Below are 17,539 nucleotides of genomic sequence, written 5' to 3' on the forward strand. Positions count from 1 at the left end.
GATCAGCACTCGATGACGTTGACGGCGAGACCGCCCTCGCTCGTCTCCTTGTACTTCGTCGACATGTCGATCCCGGTCTGACGCATCGTCTCGACGACCGTGTCGAGCGAGACGTAGTGCGACCCGTCGCCGCGCAGCGCGAGTCGCGCCGCGGTGACCGCGGTGGCCGCGGCGATCGCATTGCGCTCGATGCACGGAATCTGCACGAGCCCTCCCACGGGGTCGCAGGTGAGACCGAGGTGGTGCTCCATGGCGATCTCGGCCGCGTTCTCGATCTGCGCGGGGGTACCGCCCATGACGGCCGTGAGCCCTCCGGCCGCCATCGCGCACGCGGAGCCGACCTCCGCCTGGCATCCGCCCTCAGCGCCCGAGATCGACGCGTTGGCCTTGAACAGGGATCCGAGCGCGGTGGCCGTCAGCAGAAAGCGTCGGATGCCGCGGGGCCGCTCGTCGTCGGCGATCGCCCGGTCGAGACCGACCCCCGCATCCGCGAGGAAGCGCCACCAGTACATGGCGACGGCGGGAAGGATGCCGGCGGCACCGTTGGTGGGGGCCGTCACCACCCGCCCACCCGCCGCGTTCTCCTCGTTGACGGCGAGGGCGAAGGCGCCGAGCCACTCGCCGGGAAGCTCGCGGTGGCCGACCGCTTGGGCGCTCTCGAGCTGCGCGCGCAGCGAACCGGCGCGACGCTTCACGCCGAGCTGCCCGGGAAGCACACCGTCGTGGGCGAGACCGGCGGCGATGCACGCGGTCATCGCGGCCCAGATCGCGTCGAGCCCGGCGCGCACGTCTTCCTCGCTGCGCCAGGCTTCCTCGTTGCGGCGAGCGATCTCGGCGATCGAGAGGCCTGTCTCGACGCAGAGCGCGAGCAGCTGGGCGGCTGTGGCGTAGGCATAGGGCACGTCGACGGGAGGAGGGGGCTGCTCGCCGTCGCGGCGGATGAAGCCGCCGCCGATCGAGAAGTAGGTCTCGCTCGCGACGGTCTCCCCCGCCGCATCCCACGCCGTCAGCGTGAGGGCATTGGGATGCTCGGGGCGACGCACGCGGGGTGAGAGGACGATGTCCGCCGCCTCGAAGCGGATCGGATGGATGCCGGCGAGCGCGAGCGACGCGTCGCCGCCGAGCGCGGACCAAGCTCCGCGCACCAGCTCGGGATCCACCGTGTCGGGGCGGAGGCCCGCCAGCCCCGCGACGATCGCATCGGGAGTACCGTGCCCGATGCCCGTCGCGCCCAGGGAGCCGAACAGCTCGCACCGCACGCGATGCACGCGCTCCAGCAGTCCCGCATCCGCGAGTCGGCCGGCGAAGACCCCGGCGGCGCGCATCGGTCCGACGGTGTGGGAGCTCGAGGGTCCCACACCGATGGAGAACAGCTCGAACGCCGAGACGTATGCGCTCACCCCGTCAGCCTACGCTCGGGCGGCCGGATGCGGCGGCGTCACTCCTCGACGGCGATCCGCTCAGGGTGCGCGTAGATGTTCAGTGACGTCCCGCGGGAGAACCCCACGAGCGTGAGATGCATCGACGACGCCAGCTCCACAGCGAGAGAGGAGGGCGCGGAGACCGCGGACAGCAGCGGGATGCCCGCCATGACCGCCTTCTGCGCGAGCTCGAAGCTCGCGCGGCCCGACACCTGCAGTACCGTGCCGCCCAGCGGGAGCCGGTCGGCGAGCAGGGCCCAGCCGATCACCTTGTCGACGGCGTTGTGACGCCCGACATCCTCACGCAGCACGAGCAGCTCGCCCGACGCGACGTCGAAGAGAGCCGCCGCGTGCAGACCGCCCGTCTTGTCGAAGAGGGCTTGCCCGCGGCGCAGGGCATCCGGCAGCGAGGCGAGCCACCGCGCGGGCACCTTCGTCCGGTCGGCGGCCAGATCGAAGCGTGAGACCTTGGTGATCTGCTCGATGGATGCGGTCCCGCAGACGCCGCAGGAGCTCGTCGTGTAGAACGTGCGGGCAGCATCCCTGGCGGGCACCTCGCGCCCGGGCGCCAGGGCCATGTCCAGCACGTTGTAGGTGTTCTCGCTCTGAGGCGCGCCGACGGGGGTGCTGCCCGGACCCCCGCAGTGGATCGCACTGCGGACGTCGGAGCCGGCGGCGATGACGCCCTCCCCCGTGAGGAAACCGGCGGCCAGCTCGAGATCATGGCCCGGCGTGCGCATCGTCACGACGAGCGGCTCCCCGCCGACGCGCACCTCGAGCGGCTCCTCCACGACGACCGCGTCCGCACGACGGCGCGTCGAGACACCGTCGTCCGTGAAGGCGATGCGTGTGACCGGCGTGCGCTCGGTGAGTCTTCCCATTCCGCGCTCAGCGGTGCTCGAGGCGCACGATGACCGCCTTCGAGGTCGGCGTACCGCTCACGTCGGCCACCGACTCCAGGGGCACGAGCACGTTCGTCTCGGGGTAGTAGGCGGCCGCATTCTGACGGGGCGTGTCGTAGGAGACGATGCGGAAGCTCTCGGCGCGACGCTCCTCCATCCCGCCGTCCGCATCCGTCCACTCGGAGACGAGGTCGACGATCTCCCCGTCGACGAAGCCGAGCTCACGGATGTCCTCGGCGTTGACGAGCACGACGCGGCGTCCGCCGTGGATCCCGCGGTACCGGTCGTCCTTGCCGTAGACGGTGGTGTTGTACTGATCGTGCGAGCGCAGCGTCTGCAGCAGCAGGCGCCCGGCGGGGATGCGCGGGTACTCGAGCGGGTTGACGGTGAAGCGCGCCTTCCCGTCGATCGTCGCGAAACGGCGCTCATCGCGCGGACCGTTCGGCAGGAAGAACGTGCGTCCCTTCTGGATGCGGCTCTCGTAATCCTCGAACCCCGGGATCACCCGTTCGATGTGCGAGCGGATGATCGCGTAGTCCCCCTCGAGGGCGGCCCAGTCGGCCTGCGGAACGTTGGCCGGGTCGTGGAGACCGGCCGCATCCAGACTCTCCGACTCCACTGTCCCGTGCTCGGGAAGGGTACGTTCGTGGTCGCCGTCATGCGCTGGCGGCGCGTCCTGGGGCGAGGACCCGCCGCCGAAGACGAGGGCGCACAGCCGCGCGATGATCGCGACCTCGCTGAGCATGTCTTCGGAGGGCGGGGCGAGCCGACCGCGCGAGGCGTGCACGGCACCCATCGAATCCTCGACCGTGACACGCTGTTCGCGGCCGCCGCGACGATCGCGGTCGGTGCGGCCGAGCGTGGGGAGGATGAGCGCGCGGCTCCCGGTGATGACGTGTGAACGGTTGAGCTTTGTCGACACGTGCACGGTGAGGCCCACGCGTGCCATTCCCGCCTCGACGACCGCCGTGTCGGGCGTCGCCGACACGAAGTTGCCGCCCATCCCCATAAAGAAGCGGACCTTGCCGTCGCGCATCGCACGGATGGCGGCGACCGTGTCGAAGCCGTGCGCGCGGGGCGCAACGAACGAGAACTCCTGATCGAGCGCATCGAGGAACGCATCCGCCGGCTTCTCGTAGATGCCGACCGTGCGGTCGCCCTGCACGTTCGAGTGGCCGCGCACGGGGCAGACGCCGGCGCCGGGGCGGCCGATGTTGCCCTGCAGCAGCAGCACGTTCACGACGTCGCGGAGGGTGGGCACGGAGTGCTTGTGCTGGGTGAGCCCCATCGCCCAGCACACGATCGTCGCCTTCGAGGCGCGCACCTCGTCGCCGATGGCGCGCAGCTCCTGCTCGCCGAGGCCGGTGGCCTCCTCCAGCTGCGCCCACTGCGCATCCGCCATCTGACGGCGGTACGACTCGAATCCACTCGTGTGGGCGCTGATGAAGGCCGTGTCCAGCACGTCGCCGTCGCGGTCCTGCGTCTCGAGGAGATGCTTGCCGATCGCGTGGAAGAGGGCCTGGTCGCCGCCCGAGCGGATCTGCACGAACCGGTCGGCGAGTTTGGTGCCGCCGAAGGCGACCCCTCGCGGGGTCTGCGGGTTCTCGAACCGCATGAGGCCCGCCTCGGGCAACGGATTGACCGCGATGATGCGCGCTCCACGCTGCTTGGCCTTCTCGAGGGCCGACAACATGCGGGGATGATTGGTGCCGGGGTTCTGGCCGGCGACGATCAGGAGGTCCGCTTCGTGGATGTCCTCGATCGAGACGGTGCCCTTGCCGATGCCGATCGTCTCCGTCAGAGCCGAGCCGCTCGATTCGTGGCACATGTTGGAGCAGTCGGGGAGGTTGTTCGTGCCGAGACCGCGCACGAGCAGCTGGTACAGGAACGCCGCCTCGTTCGAGGTGCGTCCCGACGTGTAGAACACCGCTTCGTCGGGGTGCGACAACGCCTTGAGCTCGTCCGCGATCATCTCGAGCGCCGCATCCCACGAGATCGGGCGGTAGTGCGTGGCACCTTCGTCGAGCACCATCGGATGCGTCAGCCGCCCCTGCTGACCGAGCCACCAGTCGTCGCCTTCGCGGAGGTCCTCGATCGAGTGGGCGGCAAAGAACTCCGGCCCGACGCGGCGCACGGTCGCCTCCTCCGCGACGGCCTTGGCGCCGTTCTCGCAGAACTCGGCGACGTGCCGCTTGTCCTCCTCCGGCCACGCGCAGCCGGGGCAGTCGAACCCGTCCTTCTGGTTCACGCGGAGCAGGGTCTCGGCGGATCGTTTGAGGCCCATCTGCTCGTTCGCGATCTGGAGCGCGTGGAGCACGGCCGGCACGCCCACCGCGACCTTCTTCGGTCGCGACACGTGCACGCGGGTCTCATCGATATTGGCCGTCGGCGGCTTCATCGGCATGCCGCCAGAGTACGCCCCCGCGCGGACGCACGGAGTCGCGCCGTCCGGTCTCAGGGCTCGGCACCGTGCCAGAAGGCGCGGGCCTCACGGGCCGGCGCGTCGTCGCGATGCCCGTTGAGGGCGTCGAAGGCGGCGCTCGCACGCGCTTCTTCACCGTCGGTCTCGGTGACCACCAGCAGGGGCTCTGCGCCGACCGCGGCGAACGCCCGACGCACCGCAGCCGAGCCGAGCGCGCGGATCAGGATCCGCTCGGTCTCCGCGATCCACCGGTCGCTCCACTCGAGGTCATCGTTCGGGTCCGCGCTGAACTCCGGATGCGCATCAGCCCACTCGCCCAGCTCCGCAGCCAGCGCCGCGAGCTCTTCGCTCTCGACCTCGATGCCGGACTCGTCGGGCCACCAACGGTAGTACGCGGCCTCGTCAGGATCGCCGTCGGCATCCGCGGCCTCGGAGAGGCGACTCTCGGTGTGCACGAAGAGGGCGGGCACGGTGTTGCCGTCGGCTACCGTGATCGCCGCCGCGTAGATACGCCCGGCCACGACGTCCGGGGGGAGAGAGCGGACGGCGGCGGCGAGCGCCGCCTCCCAGCGGCGTCCCCAGTCATCGAGGAAGAGCGGCAGGGCATCCATGCGGCCCGATGCTAGCGGAGCATCGGAACGAAACAACGGCCCCCACCGAAGCGGAGGCCGTTGCCGTACTGTCTCAACACAGTGTGCGCCCGAAGGGACTCGAACCCCTAACCTTCTGATCCGTAGTCAGATGCTCTATCCATTGAGCTACGGGCGCATGTTTCCCGTCGCATTCCTGCGCGCGGGCACTAGGAGAGACTACAACACAACCGGGGCTGCTCGCGAATCGAGGCGGCTACTCGAGCTCGCTGACGTCGATCCCCGCCCGACGCTCGCTCGCACCGGACACGGCAGGCGCCGCATCCTCGTCCTTCGCGTTCAGCCTGCGCCGATGCGCGGCGAGGCGTGGAAGGTCCACGAGCCGCAGGCTCTGCATCCGCGCCTGCCGCATCTTGTCGTAGCCCGGCTCGAGGTCGGGTCTGGCGGCCTCGATCCGCAGGGAGCTGTCGATGTTGCGCGCAACCTCTGCCCAGGCCGCCTCACGCGCGGCCTCCACCAGTTCACGGAGCCCGTCGAGGTCCTCCGCGCGCTCACGGAGCTCCTGGGCGATGCGCAGGGACTGCTTGCGCCGACGTCGGAGGTTGCGCACATCACGGCTTCGATAGTCGTGGGTGCCCCCGGAATCGCTGAAGCGGCCACGCGCCAGCTTGCGCTCCCGCTCCGCGCGTTCGGCGTCCGCCTCTGCTTCCTCGGCGAGCTTCAGCAGCGCGTCCTTCGCGTCGGGTACGAAGCGGTCGGCGTCGAATCCTTCTCCGGCGGAGAGGATGTCCACGAGGATGTGGTTCTTCAATGACAGCCGTGTGGCGGCCGCGGCGATGTAGACGCCCTCGGCCACGACGTCAGCGAGTTTCGGGCGCGACGCGCGTGCGGCCCACAAGGCTCCGAGTCCCTTGTGATCCGTCGGTTCGTCCGCTCGTGATGCCACAGCACCCCCTCCCTCGATTCTATCGGAGGGGTCTCGGCGACTCACGGGTCGAGAACGGGGAAAAGCGCCCGCGCGGCTCAGCTCAAGGACTCGACCACCCGGTCGATACGGCGCTGCCGCGTCTCGGCCGCCTTGGCGCCCGCCACCGCGGTGACATGCGCCTTCTGCGCACTCGGAGAAAGGGCGTCGAAGGCAGGGCGGAGCCCCGCGGACGCCAGCGCCTCGGCGAGATCCTCCGGCACCTCCACCGTGCGCGGAGCTGTGTCGAGCTGGACGTCGACGGTGATGGCATCGCCACCGCCGATGCCCGTCTCACGCCGCTTGTCGGCGCTGAACGGGATCAGGTGCTTGCCTGCCATCACTCCGACGGTCGAGCGATACGTGTACCCGTTGACGGTCACCACCAGCGCGGGACGACGACCGCCGCCGAGCTCCTCGATGACATCCGCGGGAACCTCGATGCCCGTGTTGTTCCCGAACTGCGACATGGTCGTCTCGAACAGCATGAGCCGAGTATGCACCCCGAGCGCCGCTAGCAACCAGCCTCACTCGGTGCAACCCCACCGATCCCGCCGGATGGCCGGATTAGCCTGTCTGCACACCTCGACGAAGGGAGCACATCATGGGTTTCATCGATGATGCGAAGGAGACCGCGGAGACCGCCGGTCGCAAGCTCAAGGACAAGTGGGACGACACCACGGACCGCATCGGCGACAAGATCGACGAGGCCAAGGCCGACGCGAACGTCAAGAAGGCCGAGGCCGAGAAGGAGTCGGTCGAGCGCCGCAACGAGGTCAAGGAGAACCTGCGCGACAGCTGACGCCCGGCGGCGTCATCGCGCATCCCTGTCGTCGAAGGCCCCCGGAGAAGGATTCGTCCCTCTCCGGGGGCCTTCCGCATCCCGAGAGCCAGTTCGCCTGTCACAGATCGACGCCGGAGGCGCGATCTGTGACAGGCGAACGTTGCTTTGGAGCGGGAGGATGCGGGTCAGACGGCGCGGATGGTCCAGCTGGCCGAGAGCGACCCACCGGGCTCGAGTACCTGAAGGCCCGTATCGTACGGGTACCGGTCGGCGTTGAACGCGTCCGGCGCGCACGTCATGGGCTCGATCGCGAGCCCCACGCGGTGTCCCGAGAGGCCGGGGCGATCGGCCGTGTGCACCTGGACCCAGGGGCACGTCGAATCCCACGTCATGGCGACGCCGTGGCCGTCCGCATCCGTCACGCGCACCGTCGCGAAGCCGTCCGCATCGCGGATGAGTCCGGTGTAGGCGTGATCGATCTCGGCCGCGGCGATCCGCCGCGCGGTGCGGTAGTCGAATCGCGACGGGTCGTCCGCCTCGACAGCGCGCAGCTCGGTCGGCGCGAGCCGATCCTCCGTGACGTGCAGCACCTCGGCGGCGGGCAGTTCGAAGGTCCAGTCGTCGACAAGTCCGTCGCCTGCCACGAGGTACGGATGCGGCCCCGTGCCGTACGGCGCCGCGGTGTCGGACTCGTTGAGGGCCGTCACCGTCTGCGTCAGGCCATCCGCAGCCAATGCGAAACGCGTCTCCACGCGCACACGCCACGGATAGCCGTCCTGCGCCTCGACCACCGCCGACAGGGTGACGTGGTCGGAGCCCTTGTCGATCGCCGTGTAGTCGAGCCATGCGGCGAGTCCGTGCAGCGCATGCCCGCGTGCGGGCTCGGTCAGCGCGAGCCGGTACTCCTCACCCCCGAAGGCGTAGCGGCCGTCCACGACCCGGTTGGGCCACGGGGCGAGCGTCGCGCCCCGGTAGGCGGGGCGGACCTCGTCCGCCGCGAAGGGGACGACGAGGTCGCGTCCGGCGTACGTGAGGGTGCGAAGGGACGCACCGACACTCGCGATGCTCGCCTCGACGTCACCCGAGCGCAGCAGGTGCTGCGTCCCCGACAGCGGCACCGAACCCGTCATCACAGGCCCTGCGCGAGACGGTAGTACGCCTGGTTCCAGCGGAGCTCCCGCTGGAAGTCGCGCACCGTGGTCGACTCATCGATGACGACCAGTTCGGTCCTCGCGATCTCGGCGAAGTCCCGGAACACCTCGATGCCTACGGCGGTCGACATCACCGTGTGGTGGGCGGCTCCCGCCGCGAGCCAGCAGGCGGCGGAGGTCGCGAAGTCGGGCGCAGGCTTCCACACGGCGCGACCCACGGGCAGCTTCGGAAGCTCGGGCGCAGACACGTTCTCGACCACGTTGGCCACCAGACGGAACCGGTCGCGCATGTCGCTCATGGCGACGACGACAGCGGAGCCGGGGTCGGCCGTGAAGACGAGGCGCACCGGGTCGTCCTTGCCGCCGATGCCGAGCGGGTGGATCTCCAGCCGCGGCTTGGCGGTGGTCAGCGACGGGGCGACCTCCAGCATGTGCGCGCCGAGGATCTTCTCGTCGCCGGCCACGAGGTCGTAGGTGTAGTCCTCCATGAGGCTCGCGCCACCGGGCAGGCCCGCACCCATGACATTGGCCACGCGCACGAGGATCGCCGTCTTCCAGTCGCCCTCGGCGCCGAAACCGTAGCCCTCGGCCATGAGGCGCTGGACGGCCAGGCCCGGAAGCTGCTTCAGAGCACCGAGGTCCTCGAAGCTGGTCGTGAAGGCGCCGAAGCCGCCCTCCTCGAGGAACGAGCGCAGACCGAGCTCGATCGCGGCCCCGTCGCGCAGAGACTGGTGCCGCTCGCCGCCCGCGCGCAGCTCGTCGACGACGTCGTACAGCTCCTCGTACTCGGCCACGAGAGCATCGATATCGGACTCGGATGCGGCGGCGACCGCATCCGCCAACTCGTTGACGCCCCAGGTGTTCACCTGCACACCGAAGCGCAGTTCCGCCTCGGTCTTGTCCCCTTCGGTGACGGCGACGTAGCGCATGTTGTCGCCGAAGCGGGCGAGCTTCAGTGTGCGAACCGCAGCCCAGCCCGCGGCGGCGCGCTCCCAGTCCTCGATCTGCTGGCGGACGACCGGGTTCGAGACGTGACCCACGACGGTCTTGCGAGCAACGCCGAGTCGTGTCTGGATGTAGCCGAACTCGCGGTCGCCGTGCGCGGCCTGGTTCAGGTTCATGAAGTCGAAGTCGATGTCGGCCCAGGGCAGCTCGACGTTGGCCTGCGTGTGCAGGTGCAGCAGCGGCTTCTGGAGGGCGTCGAGGCCCGAGATCCACATCTTGGCGGGGCTGAAGGTGTGCATCCACGCGATCACGCCGATGACGTCGTCGCGGCTGTTGATCTCCAACGCCATCCGACGGATCGAGTCCGCGTCCTTCAGCACGGGCTTCCAGACAACCTTCACGGGAAGCTCACCCAAGCCCGCGACGACCGCCTGCGACTGCTCGGCGACCTGCTTGAGGGTCTCCTCGCCGTAGAGGTTCTGGCTGCCGGTGACGAACCAGACCTCGTAGCCGTCGAGGGAGCTGGACAAGGGGGTACGAGGCATGGATATCTCTCTTTCGATTTTTCAGAGCGCGGCGACGGCGGCGGCTTCGATGGCGAGGCCGGACCGGTAGCGCTCGAGGTAGGCGGCGAAGCCGGCGACGTCGTCGGCGTCGGGCTCCGCGGTCGAGGTCGCGGCGCCGGCGAACACCCGGCGCTCGAGGTAGGTGGACAGATCGAACTCATCGGATTCGCCGAGATACGCGGCGAGCACCGCGATGCCCCAGGCGCCGCCTTCGGATGCGGTCTCCCCCACCGCGACAGGGGCTGCGAGCGCCCCGGCGAGGAAACGCTGAGCGACGCCGGCCGTGCGGAACATGCCGCCGTGGGCGAACATCAGATCGAGCGCGACGCCCTCCTCGGCGAGCACCCTCATCCCCAACGCCAGGGTGCCGAACACGCCGTACAGCTGGGCACGCATGAAGTTCGCAAGATTCAGGCGGCTGTCGGGCGTGCGCACGACGAGTGGACGCCCCTCTTCGAGTCCGGCGATGGGCTCGCCCGCGAGGTGGTTGTAGGCGAGCAGCCCACCCGCATCCGCTTCCCCGCCGACGGCCTCGCGGAAGAGCGTCTCGAACACGGCGTCCGCGTCGAGCGGCTGGCCGGATGCGGCCGAGAAACGGGAGAACATCTCGACCCATGCCGCGAGCTCGCTCGCGCCGTTGTTGCAGTGCACCATCGCCACGGGATCACCCGCGGGCGTGGTGACGAGGTCGAGCTCGTGATGCACGCGCTCGAGGGGGCGCTCCAGGACGACCATCGCGAAGATGCTCGTTCCGGCGCTCACGTTGCCGGTGCGCGGCGCCACGGCGTTGGTGGCGACCATGCCGGTCCCGGCGTCGCCCTCGGGCGGGCAGAGCGGGATGCCGGCACGGAGCGCTCCGGAGGGATCGAGCAGCGCTGCGCCTTCGGGGGTGAGCGCACCTGCCTCGCGGCCAGCGGGAAGCACCTCGGGAAGGATGTCGACCAGCGGGCGACCGATGGCGCCGAGCGCGTCGTAGCGGGCGAGCAGGTCCGCGTCGTAGTCGCGCGTGACCGCGTCGATCGGGAACATGCCCGACGCGTCGCCCACACCGAGGACCGACCGCCCGGTGAGGCGGCGGTGCACATAGCCCGCAAGGGTGTTGATCGAGGCGATGCGCGGCACATGCGGCTCGGCGTCGATCGCCGCCTGATGCAGGTGCGCGATCGACCAGCGGAGCGGGATGTTGACGCCGAACAGCTCGCTCAGCGCGCTCGCGGCGGGCCCCGTGTTGGTGTTGCGCCACGTGCGGAAGGGCACGAGCAGCTCACCGGATGCGTCGAATGCGAGATAGCCGTGCATCATGGCGGAGACGCCGATGGCGGCGTGGCTCTCCGGGCGAACGCCGTGCCGCTGGATCGCATCGGCCACGAGCGCGGCGTACGCGGTCTGCAGGCCGGCGACGACCTCGTCCAGGGAGTAGGTCCAGAGGCGGTCGACGTAGCTGTTCTCCCACGCGTGAGCGCCCACGGCGATGACCGCGCCCGCGTCGTCGATCAGGCATGCCTTGATGCGGGTGGAGCCGAGTTCGATGCCGAGCCAGGTGCGCCCCGTCGTGATGGCGTCTGCAGCGGTCATCGCCGGTCGTCCCCGCTCTGTCCGTAGACGTTCTGATACCGCGCGTAGAGGCTGTCGATCGCCTCCTGCGGGATGGGCACGAGCTCTCCGCCCTGACGTGCGATGTGCACCGTGCGCGCGACGTCCTCCACCATGACGGCCGCCTTGACCGCATCCTTCGCGCTCACCCCGATCGTGAAAGGACCGTGATTGCGCATCAGCACCGCGCGGGAGCGGTGCCCGCGCAGCGTCTCGACGATCCCGCGACCGATCGAGTCGTCGCCGATGATCGCGAACGGTCCTACCGGGATGGGGCCGCCGAACTCGTCGGCCATCGCGGTGATGACACAAGGGATCTCCTCGCCGCGGGCGGCCCAGGCGACCGCGTAGTCGGAGTGGGTGTGCACGACCCCGCCCACATCGGGCATGTTGCGGTAGACGTAAGCGTGCGCGGCGGTGTCGCTGGACGGCGAACGCTCGCTACCGGGCGTGCCGGGGATCACATTGCCGTCGAGATCGCAGAGGATCATGTTCGCAGCGGTCAGATCGTCGTAGGAGACACCGGAAGGCTTGATCACGAACAGGTCGGCACCCGGCACGCGACCGGACACGTTGCCACCGGTCCACACCACCAGTCCGTAACGCACGAGTTCGCCGTGCAGAGTCGCGACATCCTCGCGAACGGCGTCGATCGCCGCCTGGACGTCAGAGGGGAAGGGCGTGGCTGCGCTGCCTGTCACGGGTGCTCCATTGGTCTCGTGGCCCGCGGGGTCCCATACCCGGCCGGCCGAAACAAATGTTACCGGTCACACAGCGCGTGTGCAACGACCACTCATTCGACGAGCACCCGCGTGCGCGCGCTCTCGCGGTGGCAGGACGCGTCGTTGCCGCGTGAACTGATGCACGCGCGGGCGGACGCGGCCGTCGCTAGAGGATGGCGTTGAGGTAACTGATGATCGAGGCGTACACGAGGGCACCCACTCCGAGCGCCAGCAGCGCCACCCCGACGTAGATGAGCCATCGGGACCCGCCCGGCTCCGGATTGCGTTGCCCCTCGCGCGCCATGAGCGCCATGCTACTGAGAATGGATGACGATCGTGTGACGCGGCGCGTCGGATGACGCACGGACCACGAGGCCGTTGTCAAGCCCCTCCGCCCGGGCGCCGGCACTTCCGATACTTGAGGGGCAACACCGCACGCCGGACGTGTTCGGGTCACCGACGGCGAGCGAAGGCACGGAGCGTTTCGCCCGTGCGATGAGAGGCCCTCTCCGGTTCCCCCAGGCCGCAGAGGGCCTCTCCGCTTTTCGCGACGAGGCCGGTCAGCGATGGAGGCGACGCCGTGACACCGTCAGCGCGAGTGCGCCCAGCACGGCGAGCGTGGCGACGAGGAAGGGGACGAGGCTCGCGGCGCGCTGAGCGTGAAGCTCGAGCCCGGGAAGGGCCCCCGCGGCGAAGACGCCGACGGCGACCGCGATGAGAGCGAGCAGGCCGAGGGCGGTGACAGCTACTTGTGTTGCACGATCCATGAGGACTCCTTCGTCCGCCTACCGTGGTGGCACAAAGGTAGTCCTGCGCGGGCACCTGCGACGGATACGCGCCGAAACTGTGGAGATCCGCTCAGCGGACGACGGCGGTCGCGGTCGTCACCTGTGACACGACCTCCTCGCTGACCGAGCCGAGAAGGAAGCGGGCGAAGGCACCGCGCCCGTGCGAGCCGACGACGACGAGGCGGGCCGCGCCCGCCGCATCCGCGATCGCCGCCGCGGGATCGCCCTCGACGACGCGGGTCTGCACCTCGAGATCCGGATACGCCTCGCTCACCGTTTCCGCGACACGGTCGACGGCGGACTGGGTGATCGCGTTGAGGTCGGTGAGATAGAGGTCGGGGTACACACCGAAGTCGCCGGGAACGGCGACCGGCATCCACGCCGAGACGATCGTGAGGGTCTCACCGAAACGTTCCGCTTCGGCCGCCGCGAACGCCACCGCCGCATCGGAGACCTCGGAGCCGTCGACGCCGACTACGACGCCCGTACCGTCAGGGGACGCATCCAGCGGCACCACCACGACAGGCGAGTGCGATCCGGCCGCAATCCGGTAGCCGTGCTGACCACGGCGGCCCTGTCCGCGCTTCTCTCCCCCGATCACCAGCAGCCGCGCGTCTTTGGACGCCTCCACGAGTTCCGCAACCGGATTGCCGTGCGAGACGCGCACCTCGCACGAGACGCCCGACGACCGCAAGAAGCCCGCCTGCTGTTCGAGGCGCTCACGCGTGGCGGTGACCGCCGCCGTCAGCACGTCGTCCTCGCCCACGGCTCCCGTGGCGCCGCCCACGACGGAGAAGAGCACGAGAGACTCCCCGCCGCGGCGCGCGCGGGCCGCCGCCCAGTCGACCGCACGCTGCGAGCCCTCCGCATCCGTCACGCCCACGATGATCGAGTCCGACATCCCTGTGTCCTTCCGGTCGTTGCAGTCAGGGTAGCGCGGGCGCACGGTACAGTCCTTGCGTGAGCTCCACGCCAGCAAGGCCCGCCCGTGGGCGCCGGCGCGCCTTTCCCCGCTGGCTGCTGATCACCGTGCTGGCGGCAAGCCTGGTGATCGTGATCACCGCCATCGGAGTCGTCGGATGGGCGATCACCTCCGGGCTTCAGTTCCTCGGCGCGCAGGCACCGGGCGTGGGTACACGCATCGTCGTGCCCGAGGAGTCCAAGGCGAGCAAGGCCGCGACCGAGGGCGGGCTGGACCCCGACGCGCAGGCAGCGGCCGACTATCTCGCCGCCCAGCCGACCGCTTACTGGCTCACTCCCGAGATCGACCCGATCGGCGACGCGGGTCCCCGCATCCTGAACCTCGCGGCCGAGGCCCGCGATCAGGATGCAGCGCTCGCCGTGGTCGTCTACGGTCTGCCCGAGCGCGACTGCGGCAGCCAGTCCGCGGGCGGGCTGGACGACGCCTCCTACGCCACGTGGACGGCGGAGATCGGCCAGGCGTTGGCGAGCGTGAAGGACGTGCAGAAGATCGTCGTCCTCGAGCCGGACAGCCTCGCCCAAGCACCGGACTGCGATGCCAACATCGACCAGCGGATGAGCGCCCTCCACGATGCAGCGCTGCGACTGGTCGGCGTCGACACGTGGGTGTACCTCGACGGCGGGCACTCCAACTGGCGACCCGCCTCGGAGATGGCCTCTCTCATCCAGCGAGTCGGCGTCACCGACAAGGTACGAGGCTTCGCCACCAACGTGTCGAACTACAACCCCACCACCGACGAGTTCGCCTACGCGCACGAAGTGTCGCAGCTCCTCGGCGGCAGCCACGCCCTCATCGACACGTCTCGCAACGGCGCCGGCACCTCCACGAGCGAGTGGTGCAACGACCCCACGGCGCTCGTGGGCGAGACCGGCGGAACGTACGGCGACGACGTCGTCGACACGAACCTGTGGATCAAACCGCCTGGAGAGAGCGACGGCGTGTGCAACGGCGGTCCCCGCGCCGGGTCGTGGTGGCCGGAAGGTTCCGTGCAGCTCACACGCAACGTGCTCTGACCGCGCACGTCATGGCATCCGCGGTGAATCGCGGGTAATCCGGCGGATATGGAACAATGGCGACGCGTGCGGTGCCACGAGCCGCGGCCTTGAACCGAGAATCGAGGATGCCGGACTCATGAGCGACGCTTCTGACGGGCAGAAGACCGCGGTCATCGTCGAAGACGATCCCGATGTTCGCCACCTCCTGGCCGAGGTGCTCGAGGCGGCGGGGTTCTCCACCGTCTCGGTCGGAAACGGCATCGACGGCGTGCGGGCCGTGCTCGCCTACCAGCCGCTCATCACGACGCTCGACGTCAACATGCCCGGCATCGACGGCTTCGAGGCCGCCCGGCGCATCCGCGAGAAGTCGAACACCTTCATCATCATGTTGACCGGGCTCGCCGACGAGGCCGACGTCGTCCTGGGTCTCGGTGCCGGCGCCGACGAGTACATCGTGAAGCCGTTCCGCCCTCGGGAGTTCCGCGCCCGCGTCGAAGCGCTGCTGCGCAGGCCCCGCCCGGAGCCCGCCGGCCAGACCCGTCGACAGGAGAGCGTCGGTCCGTCGTTCCCCGGAGTGCGGCCGCAGACGCAGTCGATCCCGGTGCAGCCCGAGGTCCGACAGTCCCCCGCGCCGGTGCACATCGAGGAGAGTTACTACCCGCCGGAGGCGACGATGCCGGCCGACCGCATGACCTACGCCACGCCGCCGAATCTCCCGCCTCAGCAGCCTGCCGCGCCCGCGCCCGGCGCGGGAGTCGAGCTCTCCCCACAGACCTCTGGTGCTCTCGTCCCCGGCGGCGGGTTCTGGGTGACGCACCGCGACCTCCAGCTGAACCCGGAGACGCGCATCGTGCTCGTCAACGCTCAGCAGATCGAGCTGACGCGTACCGAGTTCGATCTACTGGCAACCCTCCTCGAGTCCAAGCGGCGCGTGCGCAGCAAGGCCGATCTGACCCTCGTGCTGCGCGGCGAGTCCTACGTCACGTCCTACTACGTGGGCGAGGCCGACAAACGCGCCGTCGAAGCGCACATGACCAATCTCCGCCGCAAGCTGGGCGACAACCCGAGCAACCCGCGCTACATCGAGACCGTGCGCGGCGTCGGCTACCGACTGACCACCGAGCTGCTCGCCCCCTGATCAGGCGGGTGACGAACGAGGAGGGCTCACGGGAAACCGTGAGCCCTCCTCGTTCGGATGGTGCGGGTCAGACCTTGTAGCCCTGGTACCGACGCAGCAGCTTCGAGAACATGAGCAGCGTCTGCAGAACCGTCACGACGCCGACGATGGGCCATCCGATCCAGAGGATGGAGGACTGCACGACCGGGCCCAGCATGTTCCAGATGATCGCCATGGCGACCAGTGCTGCCGCCAGCAGGATGAAGGGCGTCCAGTGGCCGATCGAGCCGCCGCCGCGCTCCGCCTTCGCTTGCATCGCCCAGTTGTCGACCTTCTTCCGCGAGAGGAAGCGAGTCCACGAGCGGAGGAAATGGCTGAGGCGGATCCACATGAAGATCTCCGCAGGGAAGACCAGTAGGGCGAAGAGGATGTCGCGCTGATTGCAGTACTTCATGGTGCGGGCGATGCGCAGGTTCAGCAGCACGGCCGTCAGCACGGGGATCAGCCACAGAGGCGAGAAGACGAAGGCGTTGATCGACAGCGAGCCGGCGAGCAGCACAAGGAATGCGACACGGACGAAGAGGTTGGTGAGCATGCCGAAGTTCTCGAACCAGCGCAGGCGCAGGTTCGGGTGGAACGGCTGCCCCTTGGTGTCGCCGCGCTGCCCGGGCCACATGAGCTCGATCGCGCCGAACGTCCACTTGACCTGCTGCGCGTCGTATCCCTTGAGCGTGGTCATACCGCCGACCGCGGCCCGAGCGTAGGGGCTGATCTTGGTGAGGTAACCGGCGCTCTTGATCTGCAGCGAGAGCAGCGAGTCCTCGACCTCGCTGTCCTTGACCCACGGGGTGTTCTGGCGGTTCTGCTTCATCGCGTCGCGCAGGGCGTTGGTCGAGAAGATCGAGAACTGGCCGCCGAGCACGGCCATGTTGCGGCCGCGGAGGAGGTTCTGCAGGTTGAAGGCCGCGAACTGGGTGCGCTGGCCGGCGATGAGCCACTTGGCCGTGAGCCCCTTGATGGGGCGATCGTCGATCGTGTAGATCGCCGAGATGCCTCCGATGCGAGAGTCGCTGACGGCCTCGGTCTCGAGGTACTCGACGGCGCGCGGTTCAGCGATCGTGTCGCCGTCCACACCGAGGAGATAGTCGCATCCCTCGACGAGCGAGTAACCGTAGTTGAGCGCGCCGACCTTCTTGTCGGGGTTCTTGCCGATGTCGTGCACGAAGACCTCGGTGAACTGCTCGCCGAGGTCGGTCATGATCTCGTGCGGGCCGGCATACTCGGACGCGATCTTCGCCGTGTTGTCGGACGTGTTGTTGATGACCACGTGAATGACATCGGGAACACGCGTCTGGGCGAGCAGGGCCTCGATCACATCGGCGATCGACTCCTCCTCGTTGTAGGCGGGGATGACGCATCCGATCGTGGAGCGGTGCGTGGTCGAGTTCTCGAGCACGGACATGAAGTCCTGCTCGAAGTGGGTCTCGAGGTCGGCGCCGGGCGCCATCGCCGGGTACACGGGCTCCAACTGCTGTGACGGCACCTGCTGATACGCCATGCGGGGGTCCGACACAGTGATCACTTCCTGACGTTCATG

General features: G+C 69.1%; 17 protein-coding genes and 1 tRNA gene. 3 read left to right on the plus strand and 15 right to left on the minus strand.

Annotation, left to right across the window (positions count from 1 at the left end):
• Nucleotides 1-2: 2 nt before the first annotated feature.
• The 7 genes from ACYVJS_RS04960 to ACYVJS_RS04990 form a co-directional block, all read right to left on the minus strand.
• Nucleotides 3-1,400 carry an L-serine ammonia-lyase gene (locus tag ACYVJS_RS04960; RefSeq protein WP_460738341.1) on the minus strand — a complete coding sequence of 466 codons (1,398 nt, stop codon included), beginning with the start codon at nt 1,398-1,400 and terminating at the stop codon, nt 3-5.
• A 38-nt stretch (nt 1,401-1,438) separates the two neighbouring features.
• Nucleotides 1,439-2,302 carry a formate dehydrogenase accessory sulfurtransferase FdhD gene (fdhD, locus tag ACYVJS_RS04965; RefSeq protein ID WP_460738343.1) on the minus strand — a complete coding sequence of 288 codons (864 nt, stop codon included), beginning with the start codon at nt 2,300-2,302 and terminating at the stop codon, nt 1,439-1,441.
• A 7-nt stretch (nt 2,303-2,309) separates the two neighbouring features.
• The gene (locus tag ACYVJS_RS04970; RefSeq protein WP_460738344.1) at nt 2,310-4,727 is read right to left on the minus strand and encodes an FdhF/YdeP family oxidoreductase; all 2,418 of its coding nucleotides are present in this window, start codon (nt 4,725-4,727) and stop codon (nt 2,310-2,312) included.
• 50 nt (nt 4,728-4,777) lie between these two features.
• On the minus strand, nt 4,778-5,356 hold the full coding sequence (locus ACYVJS_RS04975; RefSeq protein ID WP_460738346.1) for a DUF4303 domain-containing protein: 579 nt from the start codon (nt 5,354-5,356) through the stop codon (nt 4,778-4,780).
• A gap of 84 nt (nt 5,357-5,440) precedes the next feature.
• Nucleotides 5,441-5,513: transfer RNA gene (locus tag ACYVJS_RS04980), tRNA-Arg, on the minus strand.
• 78 nt (nt 5,514-5,591) lie between these two features.
• Nucleotides 5,592-6,281, minus strand: a complete 690-nt coding sequence (locus tag ACYVJS_RS04985) for an asparagine synthase (RefSeq protein WP_460738348.1) — start codon at nt 6,279-6,281, stop codon at nt 5,592-5,594.
• 77 nt (nt 6,282-6,358) lie between these two features.
• Nucleotides 6,359-6,787 carry a YdeI/OmpD-associated family protein gene (locus ACYVJS_RS04990; RefSeq protein WP_460738350.1) on the minus strand — a complete coding sequence of 143 codons (429 nt, stop codon included), beginning with the start codon at nt 6,785-6,787 and terminating at the stop codon, nt 6,359-6,361.
• 116 nt (nt 6,788-6,903) lie between these two features.
• Here ACYVJS_RS04990 and ACYVJS_RS04995 point away from each other — a divergent pair, with 116 nt between their 5' ends.
• The gene (locus ACYVJS_RS04995) at nt 6,904-7,101 is read left to right on the plus strand and encodes a hypothetical protein (RefSeq protein ID WP_137418015.1); all 198 of its coding nucleotides are present in this window, start codon (nt 6,904-6,906) and stop codon (nt 7,099-7,101) included.
• A gap of 167 nt (nt 7,102-7,268) precedes the next feature.
• On the opposite strand, the gene ACYVJS_RS05000 is transcribed toward ACYVJS_RS04995, so the two are convergent.
• The 7 genes from ACYVJS_RS05000 to ACYVJS_RS05030 form a co-directional block, all read right to left on the minus strand.
• Nucleotides 7,269-8,213, minus strand: a complete 945-nt coding sequence (locus ACYVJS_RS05000) for an aldose 1-epimerase family protein (protein ID WP_460738353.1) — start codon at nt 8,211-8,213, stop codon at nt 7,269-7,271.
• Nucleotides 8,213-9,724: an L-arabinose isomerase gene (gene araA, locus ACYVJS_RS05005; protein WP_460738355.1), complete on the minus strand. Its 1,512-nt coding sequence runs from the start codon at nt 9,722-9,724 to the stop codon at nt 8,213-8,215. Before araA ends, ACYVJS_RS05000 begins: the two co-directional genes overlap by 1 nt.
• A gap of 21 nt (nt 9,725-9,745) precedes the next feature.
• Complete coding sequence (locus ACYVJS_RS05010; protein WP_460738357.1) at nt 9,746-11,320, minus strand: xylulokinase; 1,575 nt, start codon at nt 11,318-11,320, stop codon at nt 9,746-9,748.
• The gene (locus ACYVJS_RS05015; RefSeq protein ID WP_460738359.1) at nt 11,317-12,039 is read right to left on the minus strand and encodes an L-ribulose-5-phosphate 4-epimerase; all 723 of its coding nucleotides are present in this window, start codon (nt 12,037-12,039) and stop codon (nt 11,317-11,319) included. The genes ACYVJS_RS05010 and ACYVJS_RS05015 overlap by 4 nt, the downstream gene beginning before the upstream one ends.
• Before the next feature lie 187 nt (nt 12,040-12,226).
• Nucleotides 12,227-12,364 carry a hypothetical protein gene (locus tag ACYVJS_RS05020; RefSeq protein ID WP_309735047.1) on the minus strand — a complete coding sequence of 46 codons (138 nt, stop codon included), beginning with the start codon at nt 12,362-12,364 and terminating at the stop codon, nt 12,227-12,229.
• Between the two features lie 256 nt (nt 12,365-12,620).
• Nucleotides 12,621-12,827, minus strand: a complete 207-nt coding sequence (locus tag ACYVJS_RS05025; RefSeq protein ID WP_460738362.1) for a hypothetical protein — start codon at nt 12,825-12,827, stop codon at nt 12,621-12,623.
• Between the two features lie 91 nt (nt 12,828-12,918).
• Nucleotides 12,919-13,749: a universal stress protein gene (locus tag ACYVJS_RS05030; RefSeq protein WP_460738364.1), complete on the minus strand. Its 831-nt coding sequence runs from the start codon at nt 13,747-13,749 to the stop codon at nt 12,919-12,921.
• Between the two features lie 59 nt (nt 13,750-13,808).
• On the opposite strand from ACYVJS_RS05030, the gene ACYVJS_RS05035 reads away from it, so the two are divergent.
• Nucleotides 13,809-14,843 carry a glycoside hydrolase family 6 protein gene (locus ACYVJS_RS05035; protein ID WP_460738366.1) on the plus strand — a complete coding sequence of 345 codons (1,035 nt, stop codon included), beginning with the start codon at nt 13,809-13,811 and terminating at the stop codon, nt 14,841-14,843.
• Nucleotides 14,844-14,961: 118 nt separating this feature from the next.
• Nucleotides 14,962-15,963, plus strand: coding sequence for a response regulator transcription factor (locus ACYVJS_RS05040; protein ID WP_460738368.1), 1,002 nt, complete (start codon nt 14,962-14,964; stop codon nt 15,961-15,963).
• Nucleotides 15,964-16,030: 67 nt separating this feature from the next.
• On the opposite strand, the gene ACYVJS_RS05045 is transcribed toward ACYVJS_RS05040, so the two are convergent.
• A complete protein-coding gene (locus ACYVJS_RS05045; RefSeq protein ID WP_460739865.1) occupies nt 16,031-17,449 on the minus strand; it encodes a glycosyltransferase family 2 protein in 1,419 nt (472 codons plus the stop codon).
• Between the last annotated feature and the right edge of the window lie 90 nt (nt 17,450-17,539).

The organism is Microbacterium neimengense (genome assembly GCF_054782995.1).

Bases quoted from the DNA above. Each gene is read 5' to 3' on its own strand.
- araA (WP_460738355.1), bottom strand. From the start codon at position 9,724: ATGCCTCGTACCCCCTTGTCCAGCTCCCTCGACGGCTACGAGGTCTGG.
- fdhD (WP_460738343.1), bottom strand. From the start codon at position 2,302: ATGGGAAGACTCACCGAGCGCACGCCGGTCACACGCATCGCCTTCACG.
- ACYVJS_RS05020 (WP_309735047.1), bottom strand. From the start codon at position 12,364: ATGGCGCGCGAGGGGCAACGCAATCCGGAGCCGGGCGGGTCCCGATGG.
- ACYVJS_RS05000 (WP_460738353.1), bottom strand. From the start codon at position 8,213: ATGACGGGTTCGGTGCCGCTGTCGGGGACGCAGCACCTGCTGCGCTCG.
- ACYVJS_RS05045 (WP_460739865.1), bottom strand. From the start codon at position 17,449: ATGGCGCCCGGCGCCGACCTCGAGACCCACTTCGAGCAGGACTTCATG.
- ACYVJS_RS04990 (WP_460738350.1), bottom strand. From the start codon at position 6,787: ATGCTGTTCGAGACGACCATGTCGCAGTTCGGGAACAACACGGGCATC.
- ACYVJS_RS05030 (WP_460738364.1), bottom strand. From the start codon at position 13,749: ATGTCGGACTCGATCATCGTGGGCGTGACGGATGCGGAGGGCTCGCAG.
- ACYVJS_RS04975 (WP_460738346.1), bottom strand. From the start codon at position 5,356: ATGGATGCCCTGCCGCTCTTCCTCGATGACTGGGGACGCCGCTGGGAG.
- ACYVJS_RS05010 (WP_460738357.1), bottom strand. From the start codon at position 11,320: ATGACCGCTGCAGACGCCATCACGACGGGGCGCACCTGGCTCGGCATC.
- ACYVJS_RS05040 (WP_460738368.1), top strand. From the start codon at position 14,962: ATGAGCGACGCTTCTGACGGGCAGAAGACCGCGGTCATCGTCGAAGAC.
- ACYVJS_RS05025 (WP_460738362.1), bottom strand. From the start codon at position 12,827: ATGGATCGTGCAACACAAGTAGCTGTCACCGCCCTCGGCCTGCTCGCT.
- ACYVJS_RS04995 (WP_137418015.1), top strand. From the start codon at position 6,904: ATGGGTTTCATCGATGATGCGAAGGAGACCGCGGAGACCGCCGGTCGC.
- ACYVJS_RS04970 (WP_460738344.1), bottom strand. From the start codon at position 4,727: ATGCCGATGAAGCCGCCGACGGCCAATATCGATGAGACCCGCGTGCAC.